At 58.6% G+C, this 18,195-nt stretch carries 13 protein-coding genes and 1 pseudogene; 5 read left to right on the plus strand and 9 right to left on the minus strand.

Translation table 11 applies throughout. The features are described from left to right. Positions 1-75 precede the first annotated feature (75 nt). The 7 genes and pseudogenes from ACYZT7_RS08840 to ACYZT7_RS08870 form a co-directional block, all read right to left on the minus strand. Positions 76-222, minus strand: a pseudogene (locus tag ACYZT7_RS08840) (DUF6124 family protein); the annotation flags it as partial. Positions 223-584: 362 nt separating this feature from the next. Next, positions 585-2,915 carry a hypothetical protein gene (locus ACYZT7_RS08845; protein ID WP_462040731.1) on the minus strand — a complete coding sequence of 777 codons (2,331 nt, stop codon included), beginning with the start codon at positions 2,913-2,915 and terminating at the stop codon, positions 585-587. An 832-nt stretch (positions 2,916-3,747) separates the two neighbouring features. After that, positions 3,748-6,636 (minus strand): hypothetical protein, encoded by a 2,889-nt coding sequence (locus ACYZT7_RS08850; protein WP_462040732.1) that lies wholly within the window; start codon positions 6,634-6,636, stop codon positions 3,748-3,750. Positions 6,637-6,763: 127 nt separating this feature from the next. After that, complete coding sequence (lapD, locus tag ACYZT7_RS08855) at positions 6,764-8,704, minus strand: cyclic di-GMP receptor LapD (RefSeq protein WP_462040733.1); 1,941 nt, start codon at positions 8,702-8,704, stop codon at positions 6,764-6,766. A 22-nt stretch (positions 8,705-8,726) separates the two neighbouring features. Next, positions 8,727-9,434 carry a cysteine protease LapG gene (gene lapG / locus ACYZT7_RS08860; RefSeq protein WP_462040734.1) on the minus strand — a complete coding sequence of 236 codons (708 nt, stop codon included), beginning with the start codon at positions 9,432-9,434 and terminating at the stop codon, positions 8,727-8,729. An 89-nt stretch (positions 9,435-9,523) separates the two neighbouring features. Continuing rightward, a complete protein-coding gene (locus tag ACYZT7_RS08865; RefSeq protein ID WP_462040735.1) occupies positions 9,524-9,919 on the minus strand; it encodes a YbaN family protein in 396 nt (131 codons plus the stop codon). A 10-nt stretch (positions 9,920-9,929) separates the two neighbouring features. Then, entirely contained in the window at positions 9,930-10,517 is a 588-nt protein-coding gene (locus ACYZT7_RS08870) for a UPF0149 family protein (RefSeq protein ID WP_462040736.1), read from the minus strand. A 274-nt stretch (positions 10,518-10,791) separates the two neighbouring features. On the opposite strand from ACYZT7_RS08870, the gene recQ reads away from it, so the two are divergent. The 4 genes from recQ (at position 10,792) to ACYZT7_RS08890 (ending at position 15,696) form a co-directional block, all read left to right on the plus strand. Continuing rightward, entirely contained in the window at positions 10,792-12,918 is a 2,127-nt protein-coding gene (gene recQ, locus ACYZT7_RS08875) for a DNA helicase RecQ (protein WP_462040737.1), read from the plus strand. A gap of 119 nt (positions 12,919-13,037) precedes the next feature. Next, the gene (locus ACYZT7_RS08880) at positions 13,038-13,472 is read left to right on the plus strand and encodes a MarR family transcriptional regulator (RefSeq protein WP_462040738.1); all 435 of its coding nucleotides are present in this window, start codon (positions 13,038-13,040) and stop codon (positions 13,470-13,472) included. A gap of 128 nt (positions 13,473-13,600) precedes the next feature. After that, positions 13,601-15,376 carry a FimV/HubP family polar landmark protein gene (locus ACYZT7_RS08885; RefSeq protein WP_462040739.1) on the plus strand — a complete coding sequence of 592 codons (1,776 nt, stop codon included), beginning with the start codon at positions 13,601-13,603 and terminating at the stop codon, positions 15,374-15,376. 32 nt (positions 15,377-15,408) lie between these two features. Continuing rightward, on the plus strand, positions 15,409-15,696 hold the full coding sequence (locus ACYZT7_RS08890) for an Rdx family protein (RefSeq protein WP_033055915.1): 288 nt from the start codon (positions 15,409-15,411) through the stop codon (positions 15,694-15,696). Here the strand turns inward: ACYZT7_RS08890 and ACYZT7_RS08895 are convergent. Together ACYZT7_RS08895 and ACYZT7_RS08900 are read right to left on the minus strand one after the other, a co-directional pair. After that, positions 15,690-16,583 carry a DMT family transporter gene (locus tag ACYZT7_RS08895; protein ID WP_462040740.1) on the minus strand — a complete coding sequence of 298 codons (894 nt, stop codon included), beginning with the start codon at positions 16,581-16,583 and terminating at the stop codon, positions 15,690-15,692. The genes ACYZT7_RS08890 and ACYZT7_RS08895 overlap by 7 nt on opposite strands. A gap of 93 nt (positions 16,584-16,676) precedes the next feature. Beyond that, positions 16,677-17,219 carry a helix-turn-helix transcriptional regulator gene (locus ACYZT7_RS08900; protein WP_462040741.1) on the minus strand — a complete coding sequence of 181 codons (543 nt, stop codon included), beginning with the start codon at positions 17,217-17,219 and terminating at the stop codon, positions 16,677-16,679. A 136-nt stretch (positions 17,220-17,355) separates the two neighbouring features. On the opposite strand from ACYZT7_RS08900, the gene ACYZT7_RS08905 reads away from it, so the two are divergent. Continuing rightward, on the plus strand, positions 17,356-18,171 hold the full coding sequence (locus tag ACYZT7_RS08905; RefSeq protein WP_462040742.1) for a UDP-2,3-diacylglucosamine diphosphatase: 816 nt from the start codon (positions 17,356-17,358) through the stop codon (positions 18,169-18,171). Positions 18,172-18,195: the final 24 nt, after the last annotated feature.

Below are 18,195 nucleotides of genomic sequence, written 5' to 3' on the forward strand. Positions count from 1 at the left end.
CATCGCTATCGAGGTTCATCTGATGAACCGCGATCCCTGTGACGAGGGGGCAAGCCCCTCGCCACAATTCGCCCTTTATGTCTGCGGATCGAGATTATCCAACACCCGATTCACCGCCAGCGCTCCAAGCATCACCACCTGCTGAATTTCCAGCATCGTGTTGCGATAGGGGCCGTCCACCAGGCTGGCGAAATCACTGAGCATCACGCTCGCCCACGCCAGGGGATGTCGGGTCGGGTTCCGTTGGGTTGGCTGTTGGTTTGCGGCAGACCCGGAGGTCTCCCACGTATAGCCGCCATAACATGAATGGACAGGCATACCTGTTCTCGAACGGAGAATGTTACGCGTCCAGAGAGACACGGCTGCGAGACCCGATCGCTGATTCGTCAGCGACCGGCAAACGATAGGGCCGCCCTCAAGGCGCTCAAACCGGCGGATTCTTGCGCAGCTGTAGGCAGCTGCGTAAGAATGTGTAGCCTGAGTGAGTATCTGGAGATGTCGATTGAACATCGCCTTTTGTTGCTTACTCAGGCCAGGGCTTCGCATTAAATACGTACCCTTTTCGTCCCATCCCCATTCCATTTTTACTTACGTTGCATGCTGAAAAAATCAAAGGTAATTAAGTCCGGTCGAGGTGTCTTAATTTCTATGCTTCGAATATTGTTTTCGGAGCTGAAGAGCGTAACAAGCTGTGGCTCAAAGTTGTTGGCGAGAAACTTATGATCTAGTCGGTCGTTCTCCTTATTAAAAAAGGAAACCGAGATATCGTCATGTTGGACAAATCTGCACCAAAAACTGACGCTGGAGTAGCTCCAGTTAAATTCGATGCGCATGCGTTGCGACGTGCCGGTGGCGTTCGTATGCATCTCCAGCAGCTGTCCTGCACTCTGGCCCGCTATGGGAGCAAAAGGTCCGGTGATTACACTAGATAAGGGAGTTATCCCCATTTGGCCATTCCCTTCAAGAAAAGAAATTGCCATGCTCGGTAGAACAATACGTCCACCCACCGATATAAACGCTGCGGGCTGTCCATCAAAGTTTTCCGACAATAAAATGGGCGCATTCTTAATGGTATACAGCTTGGATGTCGGGAATATCACCCTCTTTGTTATTTCTCCATTGAAAGAGACTTCTGTTTCGATATAGAGCGTGGAATTGTTCTCAAGTAACATAAGTTGTTCACGTGGAAGGGATCTGCTGAAACCTTTGATTTCCTCGTCAGGTGTCAGGGATTCATTGGCAATTGGGATGGTGTGGGCAATACCGCCGGGTTTGATCCCAATAACGCGTATTACCACCGTATAACCCCCACCATTAAATGGCCAGGATGTGAAAGTGACGTGTGGATCGCCTTCGAATTCAGCGAGATCTATCACATCCGCACTATCAGCTTTATCAATCTTCGGTACAGGCAGCCGCGGATCTCCATCCTCAACCTTCATCACACTCAACTTCACCACCGGAGACTTCCCGGCCTGCCCGCCATTGCGATTCAGATTCCACCGCAGCCCAATATCCTTACCCTGCCGGGCCGCTAGAAACGCTTGCGTCAGCACGGTGTTGGTGCGCTTGTTGCTGTTGAACGCCACTAGCGGAAACTGTGGTGAACCCGCTGGCGCATTGACCTCGACCAACCGTGCCTTGTCGCCGTCCAGCGCGCCCAGATACTCGATTCGCACCGTCACCCCGTTCGGGTAGGCCAACGCATCAATCGGACTCACTGCCGGTTTGACCAGAAACGGCGGCAACAAATCAACACTGCCCGCGCCGCTAACCTCAGCGATGGTGGTTTTAGACGTGGCGAAGACCACCCCATTCCTGACCAACTCATACTTCGCCTGCACCACGCTGCCGGCAATTACCTTGTCGTTGGCCACTTGCAGTACGCAGGGTCTTTTTTGCCCGAACTCGTCTGCTTCGACCACACCCGTTGCCGGCACCACAACGTCCGGCTGGCCAGTGACTTTTGCGGTGTAGGTCGCATTGACGGTATCGCCCGGCAGGAAGCGGTGGTCGTTGGTCAGGACGATCAGCAACAGGGGATTGTTGCCGAGTTTTTCCAGGTCAATGGTGCCCGGATCATCTGTCGGGTCATTCAGGATTTCGCGCAGGATCGGTGCCGGCAAGCGGTTGCCGGCCAGGTCCACATCGACGGTTTGTATTGCCGACAACGGTGAGTCGGTGTCCGGGCCGTTGCCCAATTGGTCGGTGACGGTGTAGGAAAACGTGAATTTCAGGTGGTCGCCGGCCCGCTTGAACACGGCTTCCTCGACCATCACGCAAAGGGTCGTCGGCTCCGCTGAAGGAATGGCGGGCGCTTCGGCGACCGTGACCGTGCGGTAGACATCCTGTCCGTTGCAGTTCAGCCAAATCACGTCATGCGCACGGCAGTAGGGGTAGGAAAAACACACCTGAACGCCCTGTTGCGCACGGCCGGCATCGATGCCGTCATCGATCACGTCCTGCGGCAGAATCAGTTCCAGTTCGGAGTGGGCAGCGTCGAGGGGGGTACGATCCTCCATGCCGGGACGGATGGCGTTGTACAGCAACGTCAATATCGGCGTGGAGGTGCCGATGTTCTGGCTGCCGCGAGTGATGGTGTACACAAGTTCATTGAGCCGATCCGCCAGCAACAGGTTTCTCGGGATGTACAGGGTATTGACCGTGTTCTCTTCGCCCGGGTTGACGGGTTTGCTGGCCACGGACTGCCCGTTCAGCACCAGTACGATGACATCGCCGGGATTCACCGTACCGGCAAGCGAAGGGTCGATATCCACTTTCAAGCCCATGGGTTTGAGGTCATACACATGTTTCGGCACCCCATAATGGGCACCGACCACCGGCTCGGTGGCCTCGGAAACACGGGGCGGAGACAGCGCCAGTATGGTGTTGTCGGGCGATTCGGGCGTGTTCATGTCTGACGCTCCAGTGGTAGTGACGGGCAGGAGTAATCAAACAGCGATGCTGCACGTTCGGCTACTGTCAGATCTGACAGGTAGATGCCTGTTTCCGACGGGTGGTTAAATGCTTGGACTGCCGGATTTCGGCCCTCGCTGGCGAACCAGGCAATTGACCTGGCGAGCGTGAACCGGATCTGAAGGCTGAAACGACAAAACCCGCCATTCCTGTGGAAAGGGATGGCGGGTTTTGGTTATTTTGGGCATCGCTATTGCGAGCAGGCTCGCCCACAGTTAACCGCATTCACCTGTGGGAGATTCTATAGCTGAGGAAAAGTCCGCCATTGACTTTCGGTTGGTATTCGCTTCGCCCTTTAGCAGGGCGAACACGACCCGAGCAAGCTTGCGAGCCAGCATTACTAGTGCCTGAGTGAGTGTCTGAAGGTGTCGATTAAACATCTTCTTTCACTGCACGTACTGGAGATATAGGGAAGGGACGAATAAATATATTCGTCCCTTTATTCGCTCTTTTGGACACATTGGCGGCACCAACGTTTCTCTGGGGCAGTTAACTGCCAGGGCGGTGCTGGCTGCATCGCTACCGCTTGATCCATATGGGTGTCAGGCACGACTCGGTCGTAGCCAATGATGAGGAAACGGGTTCGACAGGTTCAACCAGGCAGGTTGAAATAGAGGGAAACCCCGCCGTTAAAAACTGCAGGGCGAGTGGCTTTTAGCCTTGACTTGAGACCGGCTAATGGGTGTCCCCTTTTCCTCAAACAACCTCCAGTTCAGGAGGTTGTTTGAGGTGGACTAACGTTTTTCTTATCTACGGGATCGGCGAAGATTCTCACGCGGTTCTCGGTACGATCCCGATGTAGCTATATTGGGTTGAGTGTGGTTGCGCGCTGTCGTGCCATAAGAGAGCGGGGGCTTTCTGATGGGTGATGTTTCGACATTTTTCTGTGCCCGTCGCGGGGGTGGTCCCTCGCATGTTCATGTGGGTAGCCGATGTCTTGAGTAGTATGCCTAGTCTGATGGCTTGCTCCTCCCCGGAGTCCCTCGCGGCGAAGCGTCCTCCGGCCGCTGCCATTCTGGTGACGGCCGTTGTGTAATTGACATTGCTCAAGCTTGCCATAATGTCGAATGTGTTCGAGCACAAGACGGTGTACGCCACTTCCACGCCGCTTTTGTCGCGGACCACTATGCTTGCTTGACCGTTACCTTGCGATGTGACCACGCCTTGTGTAGTTACCGTCGCAACTCGCGGGTTCGAAGATGAATATGTGTACGGGAAGCCCCCCCCGCTGGCGGTGCGCGACATTGCTGTGCCTGGCAGGGTCACGGCGTTTCTCGTAAAAATTGCTTGGGCCGACGGTCCAATGAATAAATTCACTCCATCCAGCACCATTCGGGTTTGATCAATAACCAGCGGTAAAAGCACGCTAAAGGTCCGAGCGGCAGAGGCTTGGCCACTACCATACAAGGCTTTGGCACTGAAACTGTGAGCGGCCACTGCCAGCCCTCTTACCGGATGAGTCCAGACGCCACTGCTATTGGCGGTTGCAACCCCTTTTGAGGTCGCGCCATCAAAAATCTCAACTCGCTGATCCTTGCTGGCCGTGCCGCTGAGCGTGACAGCGGTATCTACCGTGATTCCGGCGTTCGGAATCTCTACGCTTTTGGAGTCTTTCACCGAGGTGATCACTGGCGCGACGAGTGCAATGACCGTCATGGTTCGGGCGGCAGATACCTGCCCGCTGCCATACAGTGCCTTGGCCGTGAAACTGTGAGCTGCCACTGGCAGCGCCGTTAACGCAAGGGTCCAAATACCCGTTGTGGCGTGGGCCGTTACAGTGCCCTTGGGCGTTGTGCCGTCAAAAATCGTGACCTGTTGACCCTTGCTGGCCGTACCGCTGAGCGTGACAGCGGTATCTACCGTGATTCCGGCGTTCGGAATCTCTACGCTTTTGGAGTCTTTCACCGAGGTGATCACTGGCGCGACGAGTGCAATGACCGTCATGGTTCGGGCGGCAGATACCTGCCCGCTGCCATACAGTGCCTTGGCCGTGAAACTGTGAGCTGCCACTGACAGCGCCGTTAACGCAAGGGTCCAAGCACCCGTTGTGGCGTGGGCCGTTACAGTGCCCTTGGGCGTTGTGCCGTCAAAAATCTCGACCTGTTGACCCTTGCTGGCCGTGCCGCTGAGCGTGACAGTGGTATCTACCGTGATTCCGGCGTTCGGAATCTCCACGTTTTTGGAGTCTTTCACCGACGTGATCCCGGGCTTGAGTTCCACCAGCGCCTTGACGGTGTACTGGCGATCCGGAAACACCGTGGCCGTCGCCGGGTCATTGCTCTTGTCCAGCGACACCTTGAACTTGATCGTCAGCGGCGTGCCATGCCCGAGTTGTTTCAGGTAGCCGTTGGCCAGCGCGGCCGGCCAGTATCCCTGTTTAATCCAATTGACGTTGGTCTGGGCCGGCAGGCCGTTCCACAACGCCAGGTTGTGCGCCGAGCCGTCCGGTTTCTTGCCTTCCAGGCTCAGCCAGCACGGTTGGCCCGCCTCGATCAACGTATGAAGCGATGCATGGATGGTCGCGTTTTTTGTACCCAGTGCTATCACGTCAATCACATTGGCGGCACCGGCCTCAACGATCTTCGGCGGGATCAGCGCCGTCGTCGGCAGCGTCAGGATGTTCAGTATCAAGGGCAATGAGGTGAAGGGTTTTCCGGCGCGTTCGATGACATAAGTGATCGTCGCCGGTTTGCCCAGGCTGTAGGCCAGCACCGAGCGCGGCACGACAAACTCCAGCCCGGCGCTGACCAGCCGTTGCGGGCTGGTGAAGGAGGCCGCCGGCGTGCTGATCGCACCTTGCCAGATCACGCTCACCTTGTCGGTGGGCAGCAGCGAGCCTTGCGGCACAATCACGCGGAAGTCCTGCAGGGTGGGGCTGAGGTTGTTGCCCGTCTGGCCCTTGACGGTCGGGGCCAGAAGGATAAGACGTTCGAGGTGGATGTCCAGCCGCTTCTCCGCGGATTTGACCCGATTGCCCAATTGGTCGACGACGAAAAACTCGGCCACCGCACTGGTGTTGTCCCCTGCCTTCTGGAACGTGTCCATGAACAGTGTGTGCGTGATTGGCGCCGTGCCATCGGGGACATCGAACCTGACCAGCGCATCGCCCAGCCAAAACTCGATACGGTCGAATGGTCGCCGGTTGGCGTAGGTGAACCCGAACTCCACCCCTTGCGCCGCCCGCTCAGCGTTCACGCCGTCCCTGATCACGTCCAGCGGGATCACCAGATCCAGGCCATCGGCAGGCCGCAGGTGGTACAGCACGTTTAGATCCCGAGAACTTTCAACGTTCCCGCCGACACGGGTGACCTTGTAATGCAGTCGATTGACACCCTGCGTCAGATACCCGTGCGGCACATAGAGACGCAGGCGTAGACCTTCATCCTCCTTGCTGACGGTCTTGCCCGTCACAGGGGTCGGATCGTCGTTGATATACAGACCCACGTGATCATCGACCGCCATGGTAAAGGTGAGCGAGTTGATTTCGGTCCAGGGGTCGACCATGCATTCAAGGCCTAGGGCCTGGCCATCGTAGAGGGATTTGGGAATGCCACCGTGGGCGGTACCGTCCGGTTTCACCGGGGCGACCCAACCCTGGATGATCACCGGATACAGCACCAACAATTCGTTGAACACGGCAGACTGAATATCGATTTCCATCGCTCTCTCCTGGGGGCATGGGCCTTGGGCCCTCACGGGTATGGGCCTATGACACTCCGGACGCGAACGATTGGCTACTGTCATATCTGACAGGTCGCGGCAGGTTTAAGACGAACGGTAGTACCGCTTACATCGGCTCCGGCGGCCCAATCAACCGTCCCATCACCCCAAACAACCCCAACGCCCGGATCACCTCCAATTCCCCTTTGGTCTCTACCATCTCGGCAATCAACGGCAAATCAATGCTGTTGGTCGCCCGAAAAATAGCCTCGATGAACAGCTTTTTATCACTCTGCTCATCAATGTGACGGATGTACGCACCGTCGATTTTCAAGTAAGCCAGCCCCAGTTGAGTCAGGTTGCCAATCTGGCCGAAGCTGCCACCGAAATGCTGAAGACCGATACGGTAGCCGGTGTTGAGCAGGCTGTGGCTCAGGCGTTGCAGTTCGTCCTGAGGCGGTAGTTGGCGTTCGTCGATTTCCAGAATCAGCAGGGGAGCGAGTTCGGGCAGCGATTCGAGCATGTCGAGGATGTGTTGCAGTTGCGCGGGATCGCGCAGGGTGCTGCCGGACAGGCTTAATGCCAGGGGCCAACGGTTGATGACGAGGTAGTCGAGGGTGGCTTCGAGCATGGCCAGGTCGAACCGTGCCGACCAGCCGAAGCGTTCGATCCACGGCAGGAAACGCCCGGCGGCTATCGCCTCGCCGTGTGGGTCGAGCAGGCGCGCGAGGACTTTGTGATGCAACACCTGGCTGGTGTCGGCGCATTGCACGACGGGTTGGAAATACAACTGCATCTTGCCTTGGTTCAAAGCGTCGTCGATCCAGGTTTGCCAGTCGTTTTGAGACAGGGTCGGCGCGGTGTTGGAATAGGTCAAGTGGACCCACGGGCGCTCGGGATGTTGCTGGGCTTGGGTCAACGCCTGATCCAGTCGCATCAGCACGTCACTGGCCGGTTCACCGGGTTGGAAAGCGACGATCCCCAAGTGTGCGACCGGCATGCAATCGCTGGCGCCGGTCAAGCGCAGGTTTTCCAGGGTGGCGCTGATTTCGGAAGCCAGGCGTGCCGCGTCCTTGGCGTCGAGGCCCGGTGTCAGCAGGCTGAACTCGCCACCGCGATTGCGTGCCGCCAGCCAGGTGCGACGCTCCGCAAGTTGGGTCAGACGCTTGAGCAGTTCACCGACGGTGCTGATCAAGGCGTCAGTGCGCTGACCACCCAAGCGCTGGTTGAGACCGACCAGGTCGTTGATCCGCAGCATCAGCAAATGGCCGTCGCTGCTCTGCTCGGAGACCAGCAATTGGTCGTCCAGTTGTTCATCCAGCAAGCGTCGATTGGCCAGGCCTGTCAGGTTGTCCTGATAGGATTCGACCCGCAGTTTTTCACTGCGCGCGACTTCTTCGGCGAACAGCGCTTTGAGCTTCTCGACCATCTGGTTCATGGCCAGTACCACGCGTTTCAACTCCGGTGTGCGTGGCAGTTTCGGCAGGCTTAAAAACTCGCGTTTGCTGATGGCTTCGGCCTGTTTGACCATGGTGTCGAGTGGGCGAAATTGCCGCCGCAGCAACCAGCCACCAAACACGGCGCTGAGCAGTCCGCAAATCAGCAGCCAGATCAGGCTGCCGAGGGTGCTGTCCCAGAGTTTGGCCAGGGCGAATTGCGGGTTGCTCAGCACTTCGACCCGTGCCGCCTGCACCCAGCCACGCATGATCAGCGCTTCGCCGCCTTGCGCACGCAGATCCACCAGGCTGACGAACCAGTCGGGAACGCCTTCTACTGGCGCCGATGCGCTGCGTTCCACCAGCACCTGCTCATTCTCGATGTTGATGACTCGGATGCTGCTGAAATAGCCACTGTCGAAAATCGAGCTGACCATCAACTCGATCATCGCCGGGTCATCAATCTGCGCCGTTAACGACAAACCCAACGCCGTGGCGGCGTCCTGCGCGTGGGAGCGCAACTGGCCGAGCATCTGGTCGCGAGAGCTTTCCAGACTGACAAAAAAACTGCCGCTGAACGCCACCAGCAAAAACAGGCAAATGGCGAGAAACAACTGTTTGCGCAGTGACATAAAACGCTCCTTGCGATGGTGGCTAGCCGTCACCCACGGCGAACCCTTCGGCCTGCATCTTTTTCAATACGTCCTGCCAGCGCGACAGGTTTTTCGAGTCGCTGCTGCGTTTACTGCCATTGGCTCCCGTTAAGTACAGGCCTTCGGCGTTGAAGGCGTACACCGGCAGCAGGTCTTTGCGTTGGGAGGCGGGGCGGATTTCGCCGATCAAGTTGTCCAGCACCAGCGGATCGGCCGTGGGGCTGTTGTAGAACGTCAGCACCATGTGCGCCTGGTTCTGGGTCAGGGCTTTGACGTAGGTGATGCGCAGTTTCTCGCTGGGAATCCCGAGGTGGCGCAGGCTGAAATATTTCGCCAGTGCGTAGTCTTCACAGTCAGCGGCACCCTTGATCAGGGATTCGACGGGCGTGGCCCAGTAATCGGTCTGACGCCAGATGCGGGTGTCGTCCAGAAAGCTCAGTTGCTGATTGAAGAAGCGATTGACTGCGTTCAGTTGCTCGCGCTCGGGGGCGTTGACTTCGCTTTGCAGCATCTGACTCCAGGCCTCGATCCGTCCCCGCCCCTGGCCGAGGGTGCCGTAGCGATCTTCGGCGGTTTGCAGAATCTGCGTAAAACTCCAGTTGGCCCCGACACTGCCCAGCCCGGCCAACAGAAAAGTGATCAGCAACAGCCATCCGCCGAGCCGAAGTCGGAGCGTTGACCATCCTGGACTACGCGGACTGCGGGACATGTCTGGCCGCTCGGGTGCAGATGCCTGAAGTCTAGGCGGTGTTTTTTGAAAGGGAGGGTTGATCGTCGGAGGAAGGGAGCGATCAGGGATCAGGGCTTTTGCAGGGTTTTCTGTTTGAGGATGTAGAGGGTCACCAGAACGGCGCTGGTCAGCATGAACCCCCGCGCCCACGGCAGGGGCACCAGATAGCAGGAGAGCAGGATGCTCGCCCACATCAGGCCGATGGCGTAGACCTTGCCCTTGAGCGGGATGCCGTTGCCGCTCAGGTAATCGCGAACCCATGGCCCAAGCCGCGGATGTTCAACCAGCCAATGATAGAAACGCGGCGAACTGCGGGCGAAGCAGGCGGCCGCCAGCAGCAGGAAGGGCGTGGTGGGCAATACCGGCAGGAAAATCCCGATCACCCCCAGCGCTACGCTCAGCCAGCCGATGGCCAACAGCACGTAACGCAACATCAGGGAGCGGTTGCCTATGGGGTTGTCCATAGGCAAAACCTTAGTGGTGACGAGGCTTGAGGATCGCCGGTTTTTCGTCTGGGGCCTGGCACAGCAGGTACAGCGCAGTCAGCGCTTCCGGGATCTGCACGATCATGTCGTCCATCAGGTTGGCGTCTTTGGCGATGTCTTCGAACTCAGGCTGTTCGTCGAACAGACCCGAACCGACCATGATCGGCAGCAGCATTTCGCTGACTTCGTCTTCGGCGGTTTCGAACCAGGCCGCTTCGCGCAGGAACACGCCTTCCATGAAACCGATGCACCAGCCGCGCAGGTCGGAATCGTCCGGCTCCTCGCCCAGGTCCAGGTCGCATGGCAGCTCGAACTCTTCATCGGCAGCCAGTTGGCGAGCGATGTGAGCCTTGAGGGCGAGCAGGGTGGATTCAATCGCTTCACGCTCGGTGTCGTCGGCGTAATGCGGCTCTTCAGCGAAGAGGGCGTCGATCCATTCACGGTCGGGAACGGTTTCGGAACAGATCGACAGCGCAGTGAGGTAGCCGTGGGCGGCCACGTAGTCCAGCGCCTCGTCATGCAGTTCGTCGGCGTCGAGGAAGACTTGCAGGCGGGTTAATTGCTCAGCGAAGGACATTAAAGGGCTACCTTGGGAATTAAACAGATGCGCGAATTCTAGGCCTTCTTGAGCACTCAGGCCAGCCGCGCGGCATATTTGCGCGCACAGGCCTCTTATCAGCGGCGCCCTTTGCCGGACAGGGGTCGGGTATACTCGCGCGTTTTGTGATGTCCTGCCGGCGTCGCGGCTGAAATGTGAAGCGTCATGCAATGCGCACTTACGATTTGTCGGTGCAGCCTTCGTGGTTCTGAACCAGCCTTGCAGGGATGTTTTTGTGATTTTTGGAGTTTCTATGCTCGAACAGGCTCAACGCGTCCTCAAGGACATCTTCGGCTACGACAGTTTCCGTGGCCGTCAGGGTGCAATCATTGAGCGCGTGGCCAGTGGCGGCGACGCCCTGGTGCTGATGCCTACCGGTGGCGGCAAGTCATTGTGCTTCCAGGTGCCGGCGCTGTTGCGCGAAGGTCTGGCGGTGGTGGTGTCGCCGCTGATCGCCCTGATGGACGACCAGGTCGCGACCCTCGAAGAGCTGGGCGTCGCCGCGGCGGCATTGAACTCCACGCTCAGCGCTGAGCAGCAGCGCGATCTGGCGGCACGGATCAAGCGCGGTGAAGTGAAAATGCTTTATCTCGCGCCCGAGCGTCTGGTTCAGCCTCGGATGCTGGCCTTTCTGCAAAGTCTTGAGATTTCCCTGTTCGCCATCGACGAAGCCCACTGCGTGTCCCAATGGGGCCACGATTTTCGCCGCGAATACCTGCAACTCGGCCAGTTGGCGGAATTGTTCCCCAACGTTCCGCGTATCGCCCTGACCGCGACCGCCGACAAGCGCACCCGGGAAGAAATCGTCGATCGCCTGCATTTACAGGATGCCGAACGTTTTCTCTCAAGTTTCGACCGCCCCAACATCTTCTATCGCATCGTGCCCAAAGAGCAACCGCGCAAGCAATTGCTGGCGTTCCTCGCCGAGCGGCGCAGCGATGCCGGTATCGTCTATTGCCTGTCGCGCAAGAAAGTCGACGAAGTCGCGGTGTTCCTCAGCGAACAAGGCTTCCCGGCGCTGCCGTACCACGCTGGTCTGCCCAACGATACCCGGGCTCACCACCAGAAACGCTTCCTCAACGAGGAAGGCCTGATCATGGTCGCCACCGTGGCGTTCGGCATGGGCATCGACAAGCCCAACGTGCGCTTTGTCGCTCACCTCGATTTGCCGAAGTCCCTTGAGGCTTACTACCAGGAAACCGGTCGCGGCGGTCGAGACGGTCTGCCGGCAGACGCCTGGATGGCTTACGGCCTGCAAGACGTGGTGATGCTCAAGCAGATGTTGCAGAACTCCGAGGGCGACGAGCGCCACAAGCGACTGGAACAGCACAAACTCGACGCCATGCTCTCGCTCTGCGAAGAAACCCGCTGCCGTCGTCAAACGCTGCTCGCCTACTTCGACGAAGACATGCCCGAGCCCTGCGGCCACTGCGACAATTGCGTCGATGGCGTGCAGACCTGGGACGCCACCGAGCCGGCCCGTCAGGCGCTCTCGGCGATCTTCCGCACCGGCCAGCGCTACGGCGTCGGGCATCTGGTGGACGTGTTGCTGGGCAAGGACAACGAAAAGGTCCGCAGCTTCGGCCATCAGCATCTGTCGGTTTACGGTGTCGGCAAGGCGATGGGGGAGAGCGAGTGGCGCTCCTTGTTCCGACAGCTGGTTGCCCGTGGTCTGGCCGACATCGACCTCGAAGGTTACGGCGGCCTGCGCTTGAGTGACACGTGTCGGCCATTGCTCAAGGGCGAAGTGACCCTGGAACTGCGTCGCGACCTCAAGCCGCAAACCACTGCCAAAAGCAGCAAGAGCCAGGCGAGCCAACTGGTTCGCGGCGAAGAACGCGAACAGTGGGAAGCCTTGCGCGCCTTGCGTCGCAAGCTCGCCGAAGAGCATGGCGTGCCGCCGTACGTCATCTTCCCCGATTCGACGCTGCTGGAAATGCTCCGCAGCCAGCCGACCTCGTTGTCGGAAATGGCCACGGTCAGTGGTGTTGGCGCGCGCAAACTGGAACGTTACGGCGAGGCCTTCCTCGAAGTCCTTGGCGGGCAAGTCGAGGCGCCGAAAGTGGTGGCCGACCTGCGCCACGAAATGATCACCCTGGCTCGAGCGGGCATGACACCGTTGCAGATCGCCGGCCAGCTGCAATGCTCGGAAAAGAATGTCTACACCCTGCTCGCCGAGGCGATTGGCAAGCAACAGTTGTCGCTGGAGCAAGCGCTGGATCTGCCCGAAGAGTTGATGGGCGAAGTCCAGGATGCGTTCCTCGACGGCGAGGGCGAATTGCCGCCCGTGTCGGAGATTGCCGCATTGTTCGCCGGTCGCGTGCCGGAAGGGGTGTTGTACTGTGTGCGGGCGGCGCTGCAATCGGAATTTGAAGTTTAAGTGACCTGTTACGGTGATGTAACGATTCACTAAAGAGCAAACCTTGCCTCAAGCCAACGGCCATGCTTAGCTGACTAATAATTAGTTTTTCTCTATTTCAGTCTAATCATGAGTGTTTTATGCCGTTAACCGACCAACACCGCTTTGGCATGCAACTGGCCCAGATGTCGCGCGGCTGGCGTGCCGAACTGGACCGCCGTCTGGCTGGCCTGGGTCTGTCCCAGGCACGCTGGCTGGTGCTGCTGCACCTGGCGCGCTTCGAGGATGCCCCGACCCAACGTGAACTGGCGCAAAGCGTCGGTGTTGAAGGGCCGACGTTGGCCAGACTGCTCGACAGCCTTGAAAGCCAGGGACTGGTGCAACGTCAATCGGTGCTGGAAGACCGCCGGGCCAAGAAAATCGTCCTCTGTGCCCCGGCGCGTCCGTTGATCGAACAAATTGAAACCATTGCCACCCAACTGCGTCACGAGTTGTTCGAAGGCGTCGATGAGGCGGATTTGAAGGTCTGCATGCGTGTCCACGGGCACATTCTGACCAACCTGGAAAAATCTTGAGGCATAACCACAAGCCGGACTTTTGAGATAACCCGTTGGGCAGACTATAAAGAACTACTTGGCAATATCGTGTTCGTACCGGATGTGCGAACGCGTACAAGATGGTTATGGTTATCTAAGGGATGCTCATGCTCGAGAGTTGGCACGTGGTTTTGCGGTGTTGCGCCAGGCTGCTTCTGGTCGGTGGTGCTGTCACTTTCTCGGCATTGGCGCCCGCGTTGGGCCTGGGTGATATCACCCTGCATTCGGCGCTGAATCAGCCGTTGCGCGCCGACATCGCCCTGGTGGATGCCGCAGGTCTGGAGGAGGGTGAGCTCTCGGTCAGTCTGGCGACGCCGGATGAATTCAGCCGCGCCGGCGTCGATCGGGTGTTCTTCCTCAACAATCTGAAATTCACACCGATCTTGCGCGGTAACCGCAGCCTGATCCGGGTGAGCTCCAACAAGCCAGTCAATGAACCCTTCCTGATTTTCCTCGTGCAACTCAATCAGCCCAACGGGCGGGTGCTGCGTGAGTACACGGTGCTGATCGATCCGCCGGGTTCACCGGGGATTGTTCCCGTCACTGACGAACCGGTCACCGACGTTCAGTCCTCTGGATTCCCGACGGTTGAACCGGCCGTTGCGCAGCCACCTGCGGCGAAGGGCAAAAAGCCGCCAGTCTCTCGCGTCGATCAACCTCCTGCCACGCCTGAGAGTGATCCGATTGCCGAACAACTGGCGGCCAGCGTGCTGCAAAACCAGCAGCTACAAGCAACCATCGATGCGTTGAATGCGAAGCTTCAAACCCAGGAGGAACAGGTCGCCGGCCAGAAAAAACAGGTGACTGAACCGCAAACCCAATTGGCGGAAATCAAACAAGCGTCGGTGGAGCCGGTTGCACCCGTCGTCGTGGCTCCAGCGCCGGCCATAGTTGAAGAGCCTGAAGCCACTCATTGGCTGCTGATTTTCGGGTTGCTGGCGTTGGTGGCTTTGGTTTTGCTGGGGCTGTTCGTTCGGCGCCAACGACAACAGGTTCAGGCATTGCCCGACGCTTTACCTGTTTTGCCATCACGGCATGAGGCGGTGCTCAATCGCGCTGCAGAACCGGTCGTGCAACCAGCAACCGAATCGGGTGAAGAGACGCCAGCAGGCGATGTGCTCGAAGGGGTGGGTATCTATCTGGCCTATGGCCGTTTTTCCGAAGCTGCCAGTTTGTTGCGAGAGGCACTGATCAAGGCGCCGCAACGCACGGATCTGGCCGTTCAGCTGTTGGAAGTCTTGGGTAAACAGGGTGACGTACCGGCTTACGAAGCACAGGAAAACAACCTGCGTGACGCCGGATACGACCTGCAAAAACTTCAGAATATTCGCGCACAACACCCGAAACTGAGCAGTGCGGTACCGTTGGCCGTCGCAGCGACAATCACTCCCCCCAAGCCTTTAATACCTCAAGCAGCGCCGAACGATGAGTTCCAACTGAACCTGGATGACCTGTCGATGGATTCGAGTTGGGACCTGATCAGCCCTTTTGAACACTCGCCGTCTGCCGCGAAGCCATCGAGCGAACCCGCGTCGGTCGAGCCGCCGCTCATCTCGAACCTGCACGTCTTGCCCGAGGTAGTTGAAATGCCTGACGACTCGACGCTGGACGAGCCCGAACTTGAATGGGTCGCCGAGCCTGACTCGCAGTCTCTGGATGACACCTTTCTCAACGAGTTCAGCGATCCCGGCCAGTCGCTGGAGTTGGAACCGTTGAACCTGGAACCGGCCGAGCCAAGCAGCGCCGGCAAACTGGAACAAGCCCAGACCTGCATCGATGACGGCGATCTGGACAGTGCCATCGAACTGCTCAACGAGTTGCTCAAGGAAGGTAACGAGCCGCTTAAGCAAACAGCGCGGAACATGCTCGCCGGGCTATCATAGCGGCGACCTCTGGCTCAGGAGTTTCGCTGATCATGACTGCACGCAAACCGGAAATCATCATCACTTATTGCACGCAATGCCAGTGGCTGTTGCGTGCTGCCTGGCTGGCCCAGGAACTGCTCAGCACCTTTGGTGACGACCTCGGCAAAGTGTCGCTGGTGCCCGGCACCGGTGGGGTGTTTCACATTTTCTGTGACGATGTGCAGATCTGGGAGCGCAAGGCTGATGGCGGTTTCCCTGAGGCCAAAGTGCTGAAGCAGCGGGTCCGCGATCAAATTGATCCGGACCGCGACCTGGGGCACAACGACCGCACTCAGTGAGAGCCGGCTTCTGCCGCAACGGTCTTCTTGCTTGAGCCGCCCGAGAGTCGGCTGGAGACCACGATCGCCACGATGATCAACGCGCCACCGATCAGCATGCGCAGTGTCGGATCTTCATCAAACAGAAGCCAGGCCACGGTGATGCCGTAAACCGGCTCCAGAGCGAAAACCACTGCCGCGGTCCGCGCCTTGATCACTGCCAGGCTGGCGACAAACAGACTGTGAGCGACGCCGGTGCAGAACACCCCGAGCAGACCGATCCACAGCCAGTCGATGGCGCTCACTTCGCTCAACTGCGGTGCCGCCACCGGCAGCAGGCACAACGCGACCACCACGTTCTGACACAGCGCAGCCTGCACCGCCGGGATTCGCCCGGAGCTGGCGCGGTTGGTCAGCGATAGCAGAGAGAACAGCAAACCTGAGCCCACCGCCCACAGCAGACCAATGGTGGCGCCGCTGGCCAGGTCGAAATCAGGGGTGACCAGCACCAGCCCGACACTGACCAGCACCACCAGCAGGATTTCGTTGGCGCGAATTCGCTCGCGGAAGATCAACCCTTCAAGGATCACGGTAAACGCCGGGAAGCTGGCGAAACCCAAGGTCGCGATTGCCACGCCTGCGACCTTCACCGCAATGAAAAAGCTCACCCAGTGTCCGGCCAGCAGTAAACCGCTGAGCAGCAGTCGGCGCCAGTCCATAGCCTCGAGTTTCTGCCAGCGAGTATTGCTGGCGAACCGCGCAAAAAAGGCTAACGCCAGCACAGCGAACGCGGCACGACCAAAAACGATAATGGCGGGGGAGGCAGCAGCCAGTTTGCCGAACACACCGGTCAAGCCGAACATCAGTGCGCCGATATGCAGGGCGCCAAGGGCGGTGCGGGGAGTCATTGCAATCCTTAACAACAAGCGAACAGAGATAGGAGTAGCCTTCGGCAGCTCCTGCATTGAACCGTGATAACCCCTGTTGTGTCTGTCGGTAAACTATTGCCTTTTGTCGCCAACCTCGCGCCTCAATTTGCCAGGTGAGGCACCGAACTCCCGCAACACCGCCGCTGCGAAGGCACTCTGCGAACTGTAACCGACCCGACTGGCAATCTCGCCGATCGGCAGCGCCGAATCCCGCAACAAGCCCACGGCCATGTGCAAACGTCGACTGCGGATGTAATCCATCGGCGTCTGCCCGCATTCAGCAACGAACCGCGCATGCAACCGAGCGCTGGACAGACCGGCGATGCGCGCCAGATCGGCGACTTGAAGTGGATAGGCTGCGTACTGATCGATGTGCGCATTCAGCGCTGCATAAGGCAGGCGCCGACCGCCGACGATCTCGGGTTTGGCGTTGTTGAGGCTGGCCAGCAGCAACACCGCGCCTTGTTGCGCGATCAATGGATCGCTGACCTGACTGCCACGCCCGTCGACCTCGAAATCCAGCGCACCCGACAGCCCGAACACCAGCTGCGCGTGATCGTGACTGTGGACGATCAGGTCATGAGTGTATTGGCGTAGCGTGAGGATCGGTCTCATCGCAGGTCTCCAGGGCTTGGCTGCCAGTCTACACCGAGGGCAATCGTGGGGCGCTGTCACAGGACTGACTCGCCACTGTCATGGGCAATTAACCCGACCGGCGCAAAGTTGCAAAAACTTTTGCAGAGGGTTGCCCATGACCAGCGCCGAGCTCGCCAAACCCAGTCGTAAGCAACGTGTGCGGACCTTGTGGATTTCCGACGTGCATCTGGGTACCCGGGATTGCCAGGCCGAACACCTGTCGCAGTTTCTCAAGGGCTACCACGCGGACAAGATTTACCTGGTCGGCGACATCATCGACGGCTGGAAGCTGCGCGGCGGCATGTACTGGCCTCAGGCGCACACGAATGTGATCCGCCGCTTGCTGACCATGAGCAAGCGCGGCACCGAGGTGATCTACGTCACCGGCAACCACGACGAATTCCTGCGCCGCTATTCGAAGCTGATTCTGGGTAATATCCAACTGGTGGATGAAGCCGTGCACGTGACCGCCGATGGCCGCCATCTGCTGGTCATTCATGGCGACCAGTTCGACGTGATCACGCGGTATCACCGCTGGCTGGCCTTTCTCGGCGACTCAGCCTACGAATTCACCCTGACTCTCAACCGCTGGCTCAACCATTGGCGCGCCCGTTATGGTTACGGTTACTGGTCGTTGTCTGCCTACCTCAAGCACAAGGTCAAAACCGCGGTCAGCTTCATCAGCGATTTCGAAGAAGCTATCGCTCACGAATGCGTCAAACGCGAGTTGCACGGCGTGGTGTGCGGGCACATTCACCATGCCGAGATTCGTAAGGTCGGCGGGGTGGATTATCTCAATTGCGGGGATTGGGTGGAGTCGTGCACAGCACTGATCGAGCATTGGGACGGGTCGATCGAATTGTATCGATTGGCGGATGTCCAGGCGCGTGAGGCTGAGTTGAAGGCCGTCAAAGTTGCAGAGCCCGCCTAAAATTCAGGGTGTCTGGTCTGGCCC

The sequence above is a fragment of the Pseudomonas sp. RT4P38 genome (assembly GCF_054897765.1).